Here is a 12721-nt window from a genome sequence, read left to right as displayed (position 1 = left end):
GGTGAAAAAGATTCAGCTCAGTGTCTACCTTGATCCGCAGACATTCAGAACCCTTGATCTCTTCGCAGAGCGTCGTGGCCAGCCCAAGTCGCTGGTCGCAGAGGCTGCGATCGCGTCATTTCTTTCGCCTGACGATTCCGACCGACGCGAGGCGGCTGTTGCCAAGCGGCTGGATCGGATCGCACGGCTGCTCGAGCGTCTCGAACGCAATGACAGCATCACGCTCGAGACGCTCGCCCTGTTCATCCGCTTCTGGTTGACATCGGTGCCAGCATTACCAGAACAATCCAGTCCAGCCGCTCGCGCCAAAGGCGCCGAACGTTATGATCGATTCGTTGAAGCGCTCGGCCGAAGGCTTTCCAGCGGATCAACCGTTCTGAAAGAGGTGAGCTTCGATTTGAACGCCGGAATTCCAGAGTAAGTCGATCGACGGTCGGAGCGGGCGGATCGTGCTGTTAGAGAACAGGCTGCGATTTGCGCGCGAGGACCACAAGGGAACTTTCGAAGGTACCTCGCGCCGAGTGCATTCGGCCGCAAACAACAATAGGGCCAAATCGAATCGTGCGAGCGCGTTTGATCAGGACCGAGGACGGATACCTGAGGGGACAGACTGCATGGCGAGTTAAGAAAAGGCCGGCCTCCATCCGAGCTGCCGCTCAAATGGAGTGAGGCTGCTTGCATGAATACGCGCAAGCCTCTCCAGCCAAGGCCTTCCCAGTAGTGCCCCTACCAGTCTTTGCGGATTGCACGGCAGGTCCTCTGTGTTAGCACTCCACATTGTCGGGCCTGACTTCGCGAGCACCGTGTCGAAAAATGCGAGAACGTGCACTGCCCCAAACTTCAGCGAACTGGTGCGACGCTACCCGTTTACGTCAGATTGCAATCGGCCAGTCCCTGAGACCGCCTGCAATATGTTTCGGCAATTCCAAAGGAGCGGAACTAAATCGTCCCCTTTCGATGAAACGGACAACTGGGCCAAGAAAAGCACACTGGCCTGGAGCTGTTCAATGAGGTCCAATTCCCCCGGGCGGCGACGATGGCCAAGCATCAACACAAAGACCAATCTGATCAGCCCTCTCGCCTCGCGGCCAGACGGCGTTACGCAGGCAGAGTTGCGCAAGGCCACGGGATGGAAGCTTGTCCCGATGCCCCTGATCGCCAAGCGGCGCAAGATGCAGCTGATGACCAAACGTGAGAAGGGCAAAGTCACTCGCAAGAATGGCAAGATCGCCAGCAAGAGCGGCCACTTCACCACGTACTACATGATGGCGCATGGTTCGACTACGGTAGTAGCCGACGCGACTACCCACAGAGCGGGCAGGAAGTCCTTATCCCTCAATGCACAAGCCGACCGATGCGTAAACGCGTGATGAGCCAAAGTCCTGCAGGGCATTGCGCAGCTATCCGGACAGCGAGGCTTGGCTTTTGCCGCTTTTCGCGACGGCTATCCCGCTTCGATGGAATGCGCGAAACTATCATAGCCTATTTCGGCGCCAATGCCGAACTCGGCTCGACAACGCAGCAGAGCTTTGACGTCTTGACCGTCAATCTCCGCAGATCCTGTTTCAACGTTCAGAAGAGATTGCGTCTGATGCACAACGCAAGCGCGATCGTTTTCACGTCTTCTTTGTTCGATCAGGCCGGAATCGCGGCCACATCGATCGTATCGGCATCGAGGACTGTACGGCGCAACTTTACGCGAAGGCTTGGCGCCGAGCTGATCCGCCGGAGCGTCCGGGTAAACACCGAGAGCTCGGGCGTCATCGAAGGCCCGCTGTTTAGGAGGTTCGGCATTTCCGCGGTCAGCGTGCAAGCACACCGAAAGGCCCTGCTGGAGCGGATATCCGCGAAACACTTCGGAAAGCCGCGGAAGATCGCAACGGGTGAGTTTTCTCGCTTCCGACGACGCATCCTACATCGCCGGCATCGACGTGGCTGTCGATGGCGGACGCAGCACGCAGCCCTGCGTCCAACAAGCCCTGCCGGCGTGCTCGCACCGGCCCCGTGAGAGTCATCCGTCGTCCTCTACACCAGTGCCAATGATCCCGACAATGAGCAGGAGAAGACAATGACAAACCACCGTCAAGGCAGCCGCCGTACAGATCAGCCCCGTGTTGTACAGCCGAGAGGGGACGCTCGAGAAGATCACCAAAAAGATTCGCGAATTAGGCAAGAAGGGGGTGCGTTTCGCCACATTTCCGGAGACCATCATTCCGTACTACCCGTATTTCTCGTTCGTCCAGCCGCCCTTCACGCTTGCCAAGGAGCATCAGAGGCTGCTTGAGCAATCCCTTACGGTTCCCTCTGCGGAGACGCATGCGATCGCCGAAGCCGCGAAGGAAGCCCAAATGGTCGTTTCCGTCGGCGCCAACGAGCGGGACGGAGGATCGATCTACAACACTCAGCTCCTGTTCGATGCGGACGGCACGCTGATCCAGCGTCGCCGCAAGATCACCCCCACCTATCATGAGCGGATGGTCTGGGGCCAAGGCGACGGTGCCGGCCTTCGCGCCGTAGACAGCGCCGTTGGCCGGATCGGCCAGCTTGCGTGCTGGGAGCATTATCTCCCGCTGGCCAGATACGCCTTGATTGCCGATGGCGAGCAGATCCACTCGGCGATGTACCCCGGTTCGATCTTCGGCCCCCTCTTCTCCCAGCAAACGGAAGTGAGCACCCGGCAGCATGCCCTTGAGTCGGCCTGCTTCGTCGTCAGCGCAACCGCATGGCTCAACGCCGACCAACAAGCCCAAATTGCCAACGACACGGGCGGTGCTATCGGTCCGATTTCGGGCGGTTGCTTCACCGCTATCGTTGCCCCCGACGGTCAATTGATCGGCGAGCCCCTGAAGGAAGGTGAAGGAGAGGTGATTGCCGATCTCGACTTCATCGAAATCGACGGGCGCAAGAGAGTGATGGATGCAAGCGGTCACTACAGCAGGCCTGAACTGATCAGCCTCCTGATTCGCATGTCCATGAACGGATCGTTCCTCCCAAGTGCGTGGCTACAAGCGGCCTTCACCGTGAGGACCGTGCTGGGGACGCCGCTTAGGTGTCAATGATCCTCCCCGCCGGGGCCGGCGACAGGGCGTATCCGGCTTTGACCCGAACGGCCGAATGCGGGCAAGCGTCCGAGAGCCGGATAGCCAAAAGAGAAGAGCTAGTTTGCAGCGGGGCTGTGCGGGCACTTGCATGATCGAGATCGATTCTCGGTTGGCGACATGCCCTGCTGCGGAGCCTCGCCAATCGCCGTCAGCCTACAGCGCACCTCGTCACTGCAGCGGCAAGTTCGCTTCAGGTGTCCGAACTGTTACGCTGATCGCCGTGTTGTCTATCCTTGTAGCGCCCCGCCTCGAGATGTGAATGTTGCCTCAGGTGAGGATCCGCTTATATCGGAAGGCCACATCGTCAGCTCGATACGGCTCGTCCTGGCAGGTTTTTTCGAGCGGCGCCCACCGGCGGGAGATCAGGTCCGGGCGATCCTCGCCGGGGAAGCTGACCGCTGAAAGTGAAGCGCGCACTCTAGGTACGGTGTTCTCCATGCAGGAGCATTCTGCATCCTGCGCAACACGAGCGCCCATTTCGGGTTAGGAATTCCATGGAGGACAATAAAACCACATTGCCGCCGAGAAGGTGCTAGGTCGCGCGCTCGATCAACGATCCAGAGCCACCCGTGCGGCTTGAGCACTGGGCCAAAGAATAAGCAAAACCCTGTCGCAGAGCCGGCCTCCAGACGCCATCAAGATTCATTACTGTTGCCTCGCGCTGCTCCGGGAGGTGCGCCTCAGTAAGCAACCGCAGTTTCAGGGCGCAGTATCCAGGCCTATGCTGGCCGGATGGAGCAATTAGTACTTTTCAGGTGCCCGCGCACCGGCATCACTGCTCGGCGAGCGCAGTGCTTCCGAAGTGCGGTGAGGGCGGTCGACCGGTAACATCCGGTATGCTCGGTCCAGTTTGGGTGCGCATCCTTGCCGGTGCAAGTCGTGTATCGTCCCTGGAAAATCCAGCGCCTTGGAGCCCCATGCGAGGGCTGATGCTTGCTGCCGCTGCAGCCGCCGCAGTCGACCTCGCTGCCGGCGCTCTTCGTCAAGCCTCGCCAGCATCGGAGACGGAGCTGACGGCTGGCCCGGTGCGGGGAAGCGGCAGCGTGCGTTGAAGATTGCGGCTGGCCGGCGACGGCTTGCCGAGCTTGGCATCGTATCTCTCGGCCAGCACCAGAAGCCGCTTTCGCGTGAACGGGTCAGCCTTATCGGCCAGATCGCGGGCCCGCTCTGCAAAGCCCCTGTAGAAATCGACATCCATGATGTGCCCCCACGCAACGCTACCAGGGTCGCACTTAAGTACATCCACGGAGCCGACGTCAAGGCGGGCGAGCAGGGTGGGCCCGTCGCAGAATGTTGTGCGACGAGCCGGTACCAGCCGATCTGGCGCAACGAAGCTTGCCGTCGGCTGCGGCAATTCACATGGCAGTCCTCCATCAGATCCGGAAGCGATGCCCGGAGTGCGGGGGACCGATGAATCTCCTGGCTGGCGAGGACGGGCACAACGAGCGCTACGTCTGCAGCCACACCGAGGGCGACCCGCTGCGCGATCCAGCCGCCCGCAAATGGGGCCGACAGTTCCCCTGAAGCCTTCCGACAAGTGAGTGGTCGCACCGGGGCCAGCAGATATGTTTCGATGATCATGAGCGGGCTCGACGCGCGAACGGTTGTGCATACCGGAAATCGACAAGGCAGGTGTATTCCGTCGCGCGCGCATGAGCTGGCACGCTTGGTATGAGGCGCACTAGGCTGAATGGGATGATGCTGGCGCATCCGGCCGCTCGTTCGCGACGTCGCGGCGCCAGCGCGCCGTCTAGATCGCGCTGGACCTCTTATTCGGATCGGTAGGTTTTTCGATTTCAGGCAAGGGTGCAGGTACCGTCCGCGAACTCGCTTGTCTGTCGGCGACCTGACTGTCTGGAGGGACAAGAGGCTACGAGATGTCTGGCGCTGGTCTCCGCCGTTTCCTTCTTTCGGTACGCCAGACTGCGACCAGAATGCCCCTGCGGTTGAAGAGGCATGCGGACTCCGCCCTTTTGTCGTGCGTCATCGCAGGGCGATTCATCCGTTTCGACCGAACATCCAGACCACGCGCGTGCAAGCGCGCGGCCGGTGTGCAGTCGCAGAGAGAAGGAAGCTGGAGTATGCAGAGTAGCGGCGAGCGCCGGAAAGAACCGAGCTCAAGTCGGAATGAAGCTGAGGTGGACGCGCAGCCGAGCCCAAGCGAAGCTCGGCGGACCAGAAAGATAACGATTCAAGTTTCGGAGAGCATTTTCCAGCGACTTGAAGCCGCGACTGACCGCCCAGGGATGGGCAAGAGCGTCGTCGTAGAGGCGGCTCTTGAACGCTTCCTGGAGCCGGCGCCGCCCTTAGAGGGTCTTGTTTACGAGGCGATCGAGCGATCGAATGAGCAGGTGCTCAGTCTGCGTACAGACATCGCGATGATCGCGGAAATAGTGGCTCTCCATGCGCGATACCACCTCACTCTGACGCCGCCGATGCCGCCATCCAAGCAGGACGAGGCGTGCGTACTCGGGCTTGAGCGCTTCAGGGCCTTTGCCGAGCAGGTCGATCGTCGCGTACGGTTTGGTCGGCCCTTGCTGCAGGAGACAAGCGCTGGCCTTGGAAATTCCAGCCGATCCGGGTCTGAAATGGGCGGCGGGGCGTCACGCGCCGTTGCACGAGCGCCAGTTGAAGAAGGACGCCACTGTGTGGCCGCCGTAGGTGAAAAATCGGAAGCATGTGCTGTCGCCGAGGAGGGCGACAGCAATATCAACTTTCGACAGCTGCCAAACGCCTTTTGCTAAAGCCAATAGCCGCGCTCGGAGAAGCACGCGCAGCGATGCCACTGGGCAGATATCACGCGAAAAGCCGGTCAACCGGCCTCAGAGCTGGCGGATCATCTCTTGCGTGTTCCTTCCCTTTGCCGCGGGATATTATCTGTCCTACCTGTTTCGGATGATCAATACGCTGATTTGTGGCCGCCTCGCCTCTGAATTCGAGCTTGGTACGGCCGATTTGGGGCTGTTGGCCTCGATCTACTTTCTGGTCGTTACCGGCAGCCAGATTCCGCTGGGCATGCTCTTGGATCGCTTTGGTCCGCGCCGGGTCCAAAGTGCGCTCTTGCTGCTGGCCGCCGCAGGCGCTGCGCTTTTCGGATTATCGAGCGGATTCCCGTCGCTTCTGCTTGGTCGCGCGATGATAGCGTTTGGCACCGCAGCCTCCCTCATGTCTGGCCTGAAAACGGTCGTCCTCTGGTTTCCGAGAGAGCGCGTGGCGCTCATGAACGGCTATATGATCATGCTGGGTGCACTGGGCGCGGTAACTGCAACCGCACCAGCCGAGGCATTGCTTAACTGGATAGGCTGGCGCGGCCTGTTTGAGGCGCTTGCGGCATCCAGTGCCACCGCAGCCGCTGTGATCTATTTTTTGGTACCAGAGCAAGACGCAACGAGAAAGAGTCGCCGAGGAACAGTCAGTCTGAAGACCGTCTATACCGATGGGCGGTTCTGGAGAATTGCGCCGATTTCTTCAACGTGTATCGGGTCCGCGTGGGCCTTGCAGTCCTTGTGGGCAGCGTCTTGGCTGAGTGATGTGGAAGGCTTGGATCGAAGGAGCCTTGTCACACAATTGCTCGTCATGGCGATAGCCCTAAGCATTGGCGCATTGCTGCTCGGCGTGGTCGCCGATTCGCTGCGTCGGCACGGCAAGAACATTGAAACGTTGCTCGCAATCATAGCTTCTGTGTTCATTGCAGCCGAACTCGCGCTGATCGTGGATCCTCCGTTCCTGTCGCTACCGTCATGGATCATTGTGGCGGTGGTCGGATCAGCAATCGCCCTCAGCTACGCGATCATCGGAGATTACTTTCCGACCGAATTGATCGCCCGCGCAAACGGCGTGCTCAACGTTCTGCATTTCGGGTGGGCTTTCCTCGTCCAGTACGGGACGGGGTTAATTCTCGAGCAATGGCCGGCCAAGGACGGACACTACCCCTCAATCGCGTATCAGACGGCGTTCAGCATCAATGTTGTGCTGCAGCTGGCCGCCCTGGTCTGGTTCATCGTCCCTGGGCTCAAGAAGCTGGATTGGAAATCTGAGGTCGCCCTCAAGCGCAAATCGACGGGCCAAAGCAGGTCAGTTCACGTCGTGATCCCGAGCGCAGAAATGGTCATCCTGGAAACCGATCAGAATGTGGAGTGGTGAACTCGGCCTTGCGCTGCCTGACCTCCCGCCTCGTCGGTCTACAGGTGCGGGAAGAACGCCCGGCCGACTGATTGCCTGAGAAGCTCCAAACAGCTGGTCGGATATGCGACATGCGTCGCAAGGTCGACAGGAATGATACGAAAAATGCGTCATATCAATGAGCGCTGGCTGGCATGCGACTTGCTATTTCTCTCCGCAGAGTTAGCTAAAGCGAATTTGAGCAATGACCAGTCTGACTGAGAGCGCAAGTCAAGTCGGTGCGGCGAACGTGTTGAGCGTCGGTGCGCGGGCCCCCTCGATCAAAGTGGAGCACTGGCTACGCGGCCAGCCCGTCAGAAAGTTCGAACCTGGGAAAGTATACATCCTCGAATTTTGGGCGACGTGGTGCGGACCATGTATCGCCTCGATGCCGAATTTGGTGATCCTGCAAGACAAATACAGGAACGTTGGAGTTGAGGTGGTGGGCATCGCGGCTCGCGAACAAGCTTCGACGGCAGATGAAGCGCGAGCCAGCCTGGACGCCTGGTTGACGAAGAGCTTGCCAAATCTGAACTTCGCGATCGCATTCGACTACGCCGGCGAAATGAACAAGCTTTGGATGGATCCCAGCTTTTCTGTGGGGATTCCCACGTCATTCGTCGTCGACCGTGACGGCCGTATCGCCTTTATTGGGCATCCGACGCAGCTCGATAATGCCTTGCCCAAAGTTCTGAACGGATCCTGGGCAATGAGCGATGAAGCCAAAGCGCTGGATGCGGAAAGGATAAACACGGGTCGACGCAGAAAGCGTGAACTATCGCAGAAGCGAGCACTGGCGGAACCGATCTTTGCCAGACTTGAGCCCGCCATGAAGAGGAAGGATTGGGCGACGGCCCTTTCAGCTGTCGAGGAGGGTCTCGCTGCGATGCCGGACGAGGTCACGTTCCGTGGGCTTCATGCGGAATTGTTGCTTCACAAGATACGCGACATACGGGCTGGCCTGCCGGTGTTGCGCCAATTAGTTCGCGACGCGATCGAGAAGAAGTCCGTGGTCTGGATGAGCGTGGCGATCCGCCAACTGTTCGACCCCGCGAAAGACTACTCCGATTTTCCACATGCCGAGCGCTTTGCCATGGGCAAGGACCTCTCCGAACACATCCTCGCGGCGAATCCGCCCCAAGGCAGCGAGGGCGCGAAGTTCCTGTCGTACGGGGCGGTCGCTCAGTACTATTACGAGACCGGCAAGAGGGATCGCGCGATCGAATTGGTCGAGGTGTCGCTGAAGTGGCTGGATGCAGCGCCTGCCTCGGATGTAGCGAAACGGGACGTCTTGCAGTGCTCTCTGCAGGCCTTGGCGAGCTACAGGAGTGAGAAGCTCTCTTACGAGGAGTGCTGTTCAGCCCCACAAAGCACGGCTCCCGAAAAGCCGGAACCGAGATCGCCAATGTAGCCAGCGTGAGCAATGCCGTTTGGCATGTCTTTTCGGCCTCGTGGTTTTGCGATCGAAATCGATGCCTATTGGGAATGTCGGGGGCATTCAATGAAGTGAGGGCAGGAGGCGCGAGCCGGTGAATGCAGGCGAGACCGCGCCACCACAAGATCTTTATGGCGCATGTTTTCTGAAGGTTCGTCGCGCTCCGGCGAGATAGCGGCGAGAGTGCCTGCCGAAGTGGAGAGTGGTTGCCCGCTGCTAAGGTGGGCGTCTTAGAAGCTGATGGATGGCATCTTCGAACAACAAAAAAGATAGAAATGGGTGGTGACGCTGATGGTTTCCAGCTCTCAAGGAAGCTTTCTCAAGATTCTATCGCTGCTCTCAGAAGCGATTCAGAATTTTGTTTCGCTTAGACGGCAAGCCGATTCGGGAGAGGTGCCAATCCGTGGCTCTGGACTGTGCTGTTCGGAGCCGTCAGATTCCCCTGCGCCCCGCACTGAAGGAAAACTGAGCGAAGCTGTACCTTCATTGAGACCCCTCTTTGGTACCACGGCGCCGGGTCGAACCTGATGTACAATCACCGCCACCGCCGCTCTGTCAAAGCCGCCGCCCTGTTCCACCCATCTGGCCCCTGGTACAAAGTTCTTTACGTTCAGGTACTTATCGCGATCCTGATTGGCATTCTCGTTGGCTGGTTGTGGCCTGCTGTGGGGACGAGCAGCTGGGTCAAAGCGCTTGGTGACGGTTTCATCAAGCTGATCAAAATGGTGATCGCGCCGATCATCTTTTGCACCGTTGTGTCCGGAATTGCGCATGTTCAGGATGCACGAAAGGTCGGCCGAGTCGGCGTCAAGGCGCTGCTTTACTTCGAGATCGTATCAACCTTCGCGCTCGTCCTGGGTCTGGTGATGGGCAATCTCGTTCAGGCCGGTCATGGGCTCGCTCCCAAGGCCGATGCCGCGGCGGTAGCTAACTACGTCCAAAGGGCGGAAGGGCAGAAGGCGGTCGATTTCCTCCTCAATATCATTCCTGATAGCGTAGTTGGCGCCCTGGCCCGAGGCGACGTGCTACAGGTGCTGCTGTTTGCCATCCTATTTGGCTTCTCGCTGATGGCGCTTGGCGAGCGGGGTGAGCGGATGCGCGGTCTGGTCGACGATGCTGCGCACGCCGTGTTTGGTGTCATTAGGATCGTGATGAAGGCGGCGCCGATCGGGGCGTTCGGCGCCATGGCCTACACTATCGGCGAATTCGGACCGTCCGCGCTCGGTAAACTGATCGGATTAGTTGCGCTGTTCTATGTGACAGCCGGGCTCTTTGTGATCATTGTGCTTGGCCTGATCGCGCGCTTGGTCGGCTTTTCTATTCTAAAGTTCATCGTCTACATCAAGGACGAGCTGCTGATCGTGCTCGGAACCTCGTCCTCCGAGAGCGCACTGCCGCAGTTGATGGAAAAACTGGAGCGGCTGGGCTGTTCCAAGCCAGTCGTAGGCCTCGTGGTGCCGACCGGATACTCTTTCAATTTGGATGGGACCAACATTTACATGACGTTGGCGACCTTGTTCATCGCGCAGGCGCTCGGGGTCGATCTCAACTTTGGCCAGCAGCTCACGATACTGGTTGTGGCGATGCTCACCTCGAAGGGCGCAAGCGGTGTTACCGGTGCCGGCTTCGTCACCCTGGCCGCAACGTTGACGGTGGTCAGTCCTGAGCTTGTCCCGGGCATTGCGATCGTATTCTCGATCGACAAGTTCATGAGCGAGGTGCGCGCGCTTACGAACATTATCGGGAACGGTGTTGCCGCGGTATTTGTGTCCTGGTGGGAAGGCGAACTCGACCATGTCTCGCTACACGCGCAGCTCAAGTAGATGTGCGAGCTCAGCTCGGCCCCGGGACGGCCAATACGATCGCCAACACAATGCCGCGGGCCAGCAAAGTCGCAGTTCAATCTTGTCCGGGAGCGCCCAGCGAAGGCGTTGAGATTTCCAGCGTTTGTTGCAATTGCGGATTAGAAATCATTCCTTGAAGTCCTGCATTCTGCGTTGGCAATTATCGTGCAGTAGTCGGCCGGCCTAATTTGGAAGAAATGGTCCTGCAGGGGGCGCGACACTCGCGGTGGTGTACTGACCAGCCTTTCGGCATTGGTGTTTGCGGCAGCGCGCCGGCTGGTGTGGTTCATTTTCCCCGGCCTGACTTCCTCAAAAAGAAGCGGGATCTCAATCGCGCCCGCGTGGGCGAGCGCCGCTGGTTCAGGGGAAGCAACGGAGCCTGAGCAAACATCGCTACCGCGAGAGGCGTAAAAATAGCGAAGCCGGGTCATTGGGCATTGCTGATCTCTCGCTTCGCCGTCGACGGGTCGTGGCGACAAGCCAGCTCTTTTCAAATGTTTCTTCTTCTACGCTAGGCTACGAAGGGCATTTTCCCTTTATTGCGGTAATACAGGTCCTGCCTTTTATTTGCCTCCAGATGAGGGCGCCGAAGCGGCCTCAGCAGCTTGGGGCAAATCGTGGCGATCCATTCTTTTGATTCAGAAGCGAACTTGCGCGGAGCGCGTATGCTGCGCACCGCGCTGGGGCCCGCCATCGCAGGGTTTTTGGAAGATCCGGCGATCGTCGAGGTGATGCTCAATCCTGACGGCCGATTGTGGATCGACCGCCTGTCGGGCGGCCTTACGGATAGTGGCAAGACTATATCCCCCTCTGACGGAGAGCGCATTATCCGCGTGGTGGCTCACTATGTGGGTGCCGAGGTTCATCCGGGGAGCCCAAGGATTTCTGCCGAGCTGCCCGAGACGGGGGAGCGGTTCGAGGGACTGCTGCCGCCGGTCGTTGCCGCGCCAACATTCGCGATCAGAAAGCCGGCGGTTGCCGTGTTCGGCCTCGAGGACTACGTCGCAGTCGGCATCATGACGCCGGACCAGGCAAGTGCATTGAGGGATGCAGTTCAGGCGCGCAAGAACATTCTGGTCGCCGGCGGCACCTCGACCGGAAAGACGACACTGACCAATGCCCTTCTCGCGGAGGTCGCTAAAACGACTGATCGGGTCGTTCTCATCGAAGATACGCGTGAGCTTCAGTGCTTGGCGCCGAACCTCGTGGCGCTCCGCACGAAGGACGGGTTGATCTCGCTCTCGGACCTGGTCCGCTCGTCGCTCCGTCTGCGCCCCGATCGAATTCCCATCGGTGAGGTGCGCGGAGCCGAAGCGCTCGACTTGCTCAAGGCTTGGGGCACAGGACATCCGGGCGGAATCGGCACAATCCACGCCGGAACGGCGCTCGGGGCGTTACGTCGGCTCGAGCAGCTCGTCCAGGAAGCTGTTGTCACAGTCCCGCGTCCGCTTATCGCCGAAACAATCAACCTGATCGCGGTGCTCAGCGGCCGCGGCACTGAGCGCCGCTTGAGCGAGCTCGCGCGCGTCACCGGCTTAGGAGCATCAGGTGATTACAGCCTATCTGCAATTGGAGACCGGTCATGACGATGCCTTCATCTCTCCGCCGCGCCAGCACTCCGGCCACGGCCATTGTGACCCTTTGGCTGGGCAGTGTCCCAACTTGGGCCGCTGGCTCAAACATGCCGTGGGAGCAGCCGCTCAATCAGATTTTGCAATCGGTCGAGGGTCCCGTTGCCAAGATTATCGCGGTCATCATTATCATCGTGACCGGGCTCTCGCTCGCATTTGGCGACACGTCTGGTGGCTTTCGTCGCCTGGTTCAGATCGTGTTCGGTCTGTCCATCGCCTTTGCGGCATCAAGCTTCTTTCTGTCTTTCTTCTCCTTCGGCGGCGGCGTGGTGATCTGATGGAGGAGCCCATCGCAGGCTTTATCGCGCCCGTGCATCGTGCGCTCACCGAGCCGATCCTGATGGGCGGTGCGCCGCGCGCCGTGGCGATCGCCAACGGGACGTTAGCGGCTGCACTCGGTCTTGGGCTGCGCCTGTGGGTTGCTGGCCTTCTTTTCTGGTTCGTCGGCCACATGGCCGCCGTCTGGGCCGCAAAACGCGATCCCGATTTCGTGGAAGTCGTGCGCCGGCACGTCCGCGTTCCAAGCCACCTCAGCTCCTAGAGTTGCCT

The 12721-nt window shown here is 59.5% G+C and carries 13 protein-coding genes; 11 read left to right on the top strand and 2 right to left on the bottom strand.

What is annotated here, in order from left to right; all coding sequences use genetic code 11:
* The first annotated feature begins 1 nt into the window (after nucleotide 1).
* The 4 genes from ACTGJ9_RS38595 to ACTGJ9_RS38580 all read left to right on the top strand — a co-directional run bounded on the left by ACTGJ9_RS38595 (nucleotide 2) and on the right by ACTGJ9_RS38580 (nucleotide 3059).
* The gene (locus ACTGJ9_RS38595) at nucleotides 2–421 is read left to right on the top strand and encodes a CopG family transcriptional regulator (protein ID WP_456675272.1); all 420 of its coding nucleotides are present in this window, start codon (nucleotides 2–4) and stop codon (nucleotides 419–421) included.
* Nucleotides 422–1145: 724 nt separating this feature from the next.
* On the top strand, nucleotides 1146–1370 hold the full coding sequence (locus ACTGJ9_RS38590) for a hypothetical protein (protein WP_456675271.1): 225 nt from the start codon (nucleotides 1146–1148) through the stop codon (nucleotides 1368–1370).
* The gene (locus tag ACTGJ9_RS38585) at nucleotides 1355–2008 is read left to right on the top strand and encodes an SDR family oxidoreductase (RefSeq protein WP_456675270.1); all 654 of its coding nucleotides are present in this window, start codon (nucleotides 1355–1357) and stop codon (nucleotides 2006–2008) included. Before ACTGJ9_RS38590 ends, ACTGJ9_RS38585 begins: the two co-directional genes overlap by 16 nt.
* Nucleotides 2009–2111: 103 nt before the next feature.
* Nucleotides 2112–3059 (top strand): nitrilase-related carbon-nitrogen hydrolase, encoded by a 948-nt coding sequence (locus ACTGJ9_RS38580; protein ID WP_456675269.1) that lies wholly within the window; start codon nucleotides 2112–2114, stop codon nucleotides 3057–3059.
* Nucleotides 3060–3368: 309 nt separating this feature from the next.
* Here ACTGJ9_RS38580 and ACTGJ9_RS38575 read toward each other — a convergent pair whose 3' ends face one another.
* Nucleotides 3369–3539, bottom strand: coding sequence for a hypothetical protein (locus tag ACTGJ9_RS38575; RefSeq protein ID WP_456675268.1), 171 nt, complete (start codon nucleotides 3537–3539; stop codon nucleotides 3369–3371).
* A 544-nt stretch (nucleotides 3540–4083) separates the two neighbouring features.
* Nucleotides 4084–4299: a hypothetical protein gene (locus ACTGJ9_RS38570; RefSeq protein ID WP_456675267.1), complete on the bottom strand. Its 216-nt coding sequence runs from the start codon at nucleotides 4297–4299 to the stop codon at nucleotides 4084–4086.
* Nucleotides 4300–5182: 883 nt separating this feature from the next.
* Between ACTGJ9_RS38570 and ACTGJ9_RS38565 the strand changes: the two genes are divergently transcribed.
* The 7 genes from ACTGJ9_RS38565 to ACTGJ9_RS38535 all read left to right on the top strand — a co-directional run bounded on the left by ACTGJ9_RS38565 (nucleotide 5183) and on the right by ACTGJ9_RS38535 (nucleotide 12713).
* On the top strand, nucleotides 5183–5845 hold the full coding sequence (locus ACTGJ9_RS38565; RefSeq protein WP_456675266.1) for a hypothetical protein: 663 nt from the start codon (nucleotides 5183–5185) through the stop codon (nucleotides 5843–5845).
* A gap of 103 nt (nucleotides 5846–5948) precedes the next feature.
* Nucleotides 5949–7244 (top strand): MFS transporter, encoded by a 1296-nt coding sequence (locus ACTGJ9_RS38560; RefSeq protein ID WP_456675265.1) that lies wholly within the window; start codon nucleotides 5949–5951, stop codon nucleotides 7242–7244.
* A 223-nt stretch (nucleotides 7245–7467) separates the two neighbouring features.
* Nucleotides 7468–8673 carry a TlpA disulfide reductase family protein gene (locus ACTGJ9_RS38555; RefSeq protein WP_456675264.1) on the top strand — a complete coding sequence of 402 codons (1206 nt, stop codon included), beginning with the start codon at nucleotides 7468–7470 and terminating at the stop codon, nucleotides 8671–8673.
* A 551-nt stretch (nucleotides 8674–9224) separates the two neighbouring features.
* Nucleotides 9225–10520 (top strand): C4-dicarboxylate transporter DctA, encoded by a 1296-nt coding sequence (dctA, locus tag ACTGJ9_RS38550; RefSeq protein ID WP_456675263.1) that lies wholly within the window; start codon nucleotides 9225–9227, stop codon nucleotides 10518–10520.
* A gap of 686 nt (nucleotides 10521–11206) precedes the next feature.
* Nucleotides 11207–12127 carry a P-type conjugative transfer ATPase TrbB gene (gene trbB / locus ACTGJ9_RS38545; protein ID WP_456675262.1) on the top strand — a complete coding sequence of 307 codons (921 nt, stop codon included), beginning with the start codon at nucleotides 11207–11209 and terminating at the stop codon, nucleotides 12125–12127.
* Nucleotides 12124–12450, top strand: coding sequence for a TrbC/VirB2 family protein (locus ACTGJ9_RS38540; protein ID WP_456675261.1), 327 nt, complete (start codon nucleotides 12124–12126; stop codon nucleotides 12448–12450). Before trbB ends, ACTGJ9_RS38540 begins: the two co-directional genes overlap by 4 nt.
* Nucleotides 12450–12713, top strand: a complete 264-nt coding sequence (locus tag ACTGJ9_RS38535) for a VirB3 family type IV secretion system protein (protein ID WP_456675260.1) — start codon at nucleotides 12450–12452, stop codon at nucleotides 12711–12713. The genes ACTGJ9_RS38540 and ACTGJ9_RS38535 overlap by 1 nt, the downstream gene beginning before the upstream one ends.
* Nucleotides 12714–12721: the final 8 nt, after the last annotated feature.

The sequence above is a fragment of the Bradyrhizobium sp. RDM12 genome (assembly GCF_051917485.1).
Classification (GTDB): Bacteria; Pseudomonadota; Alphaproteobacteria; order Rhizobiales; family Xanthobacteraceae; genus Bradyrhizobium.
Note: the sequence above shows the minus strand (reverse complement) of the source record. Positions and strands in the feature narration are given on the sequence as shown.

What these genes read in the sequence shown, in the direction of transcription:
- ACTGJ9_RS38590 (WP_456675271.1), top strand. Translation starts at nt 1,146, where the DNA reads ATGCCCCTGATCGCCAAGCGGCGCAAGATGCAGCTGATGACCAAACGT.
- ACTGJ9_RS38585 (WP_456675270.1), top strand. Translation starts at nt 1,355, where the DNA reads ATGCGTAAACGCGTGATGAGCCAAAGTCCTGCAGGGCATTGCGCAGCT.
- ACTGJ9_RS38575 (WP_456675268.1), bottom strand. Translation starts at nt 3,539, where the DNA reads ATGGAGAACACCGTACCTAGAGTGCGCGCTTCACTTTCAGCGGTCAGC.
- ACTGJ9_RS38570 (WP_456675267.1), bottom strand. Translation starts at nt 4,299, where the DNA reads ATGGATGTCGATTTCTACAGGGGCTTTGCAGAGCGGGCCCGCGATCTG.
- ACTGJ9_RS38565 (WP_456675266.1), top strand. Translation starts at nt 5,183, where the DNA reads ATGCAGAGTAGCGGCGAGCGCCGGAAAGAACCGAGCTCAAGTCGGAAT.
- ACTGJ9_RS38555 (WP_456675264.1), top strand. Translation starts at nt 7,468, where the DNA reads ATGACCAGTCTGACTGAGAGCGCAAGTCAAGTCGGTGCGGCGAACGTG.
- dctA (WP_456675263.1), top strand. Translation starts at nt 9,225, where the DNA reads ATGTACAATCACCGCCACCGCCGCTCTGTCAAAGCCGCCGCCCTGTTC.
- trbB (WP_456675262.1), top strand. Translation starts at nt 11,207, where the DNA reads ATGCTGCGCACCGCGCTGGGGCCCGCCATCGCAGGGTTTTTGGAAGAT.
- ACTGJ9_RS38540 (WP_456675261.1), top strand. Translation starts at nt 12,124, where the DNA reads ATGACGATGCCTTCATCTCTCCGCCGCGCCAGCACTCCGGCCACGGCC.
- ACTGJ9_RS38535 (WP_456675260.1), top strand. Translation starts at nt 12,450, where the DNA reads ATGGAGGAGCCCATCGCAGGCTTTATCGCGCCCGTGCATCGTGCGCTC.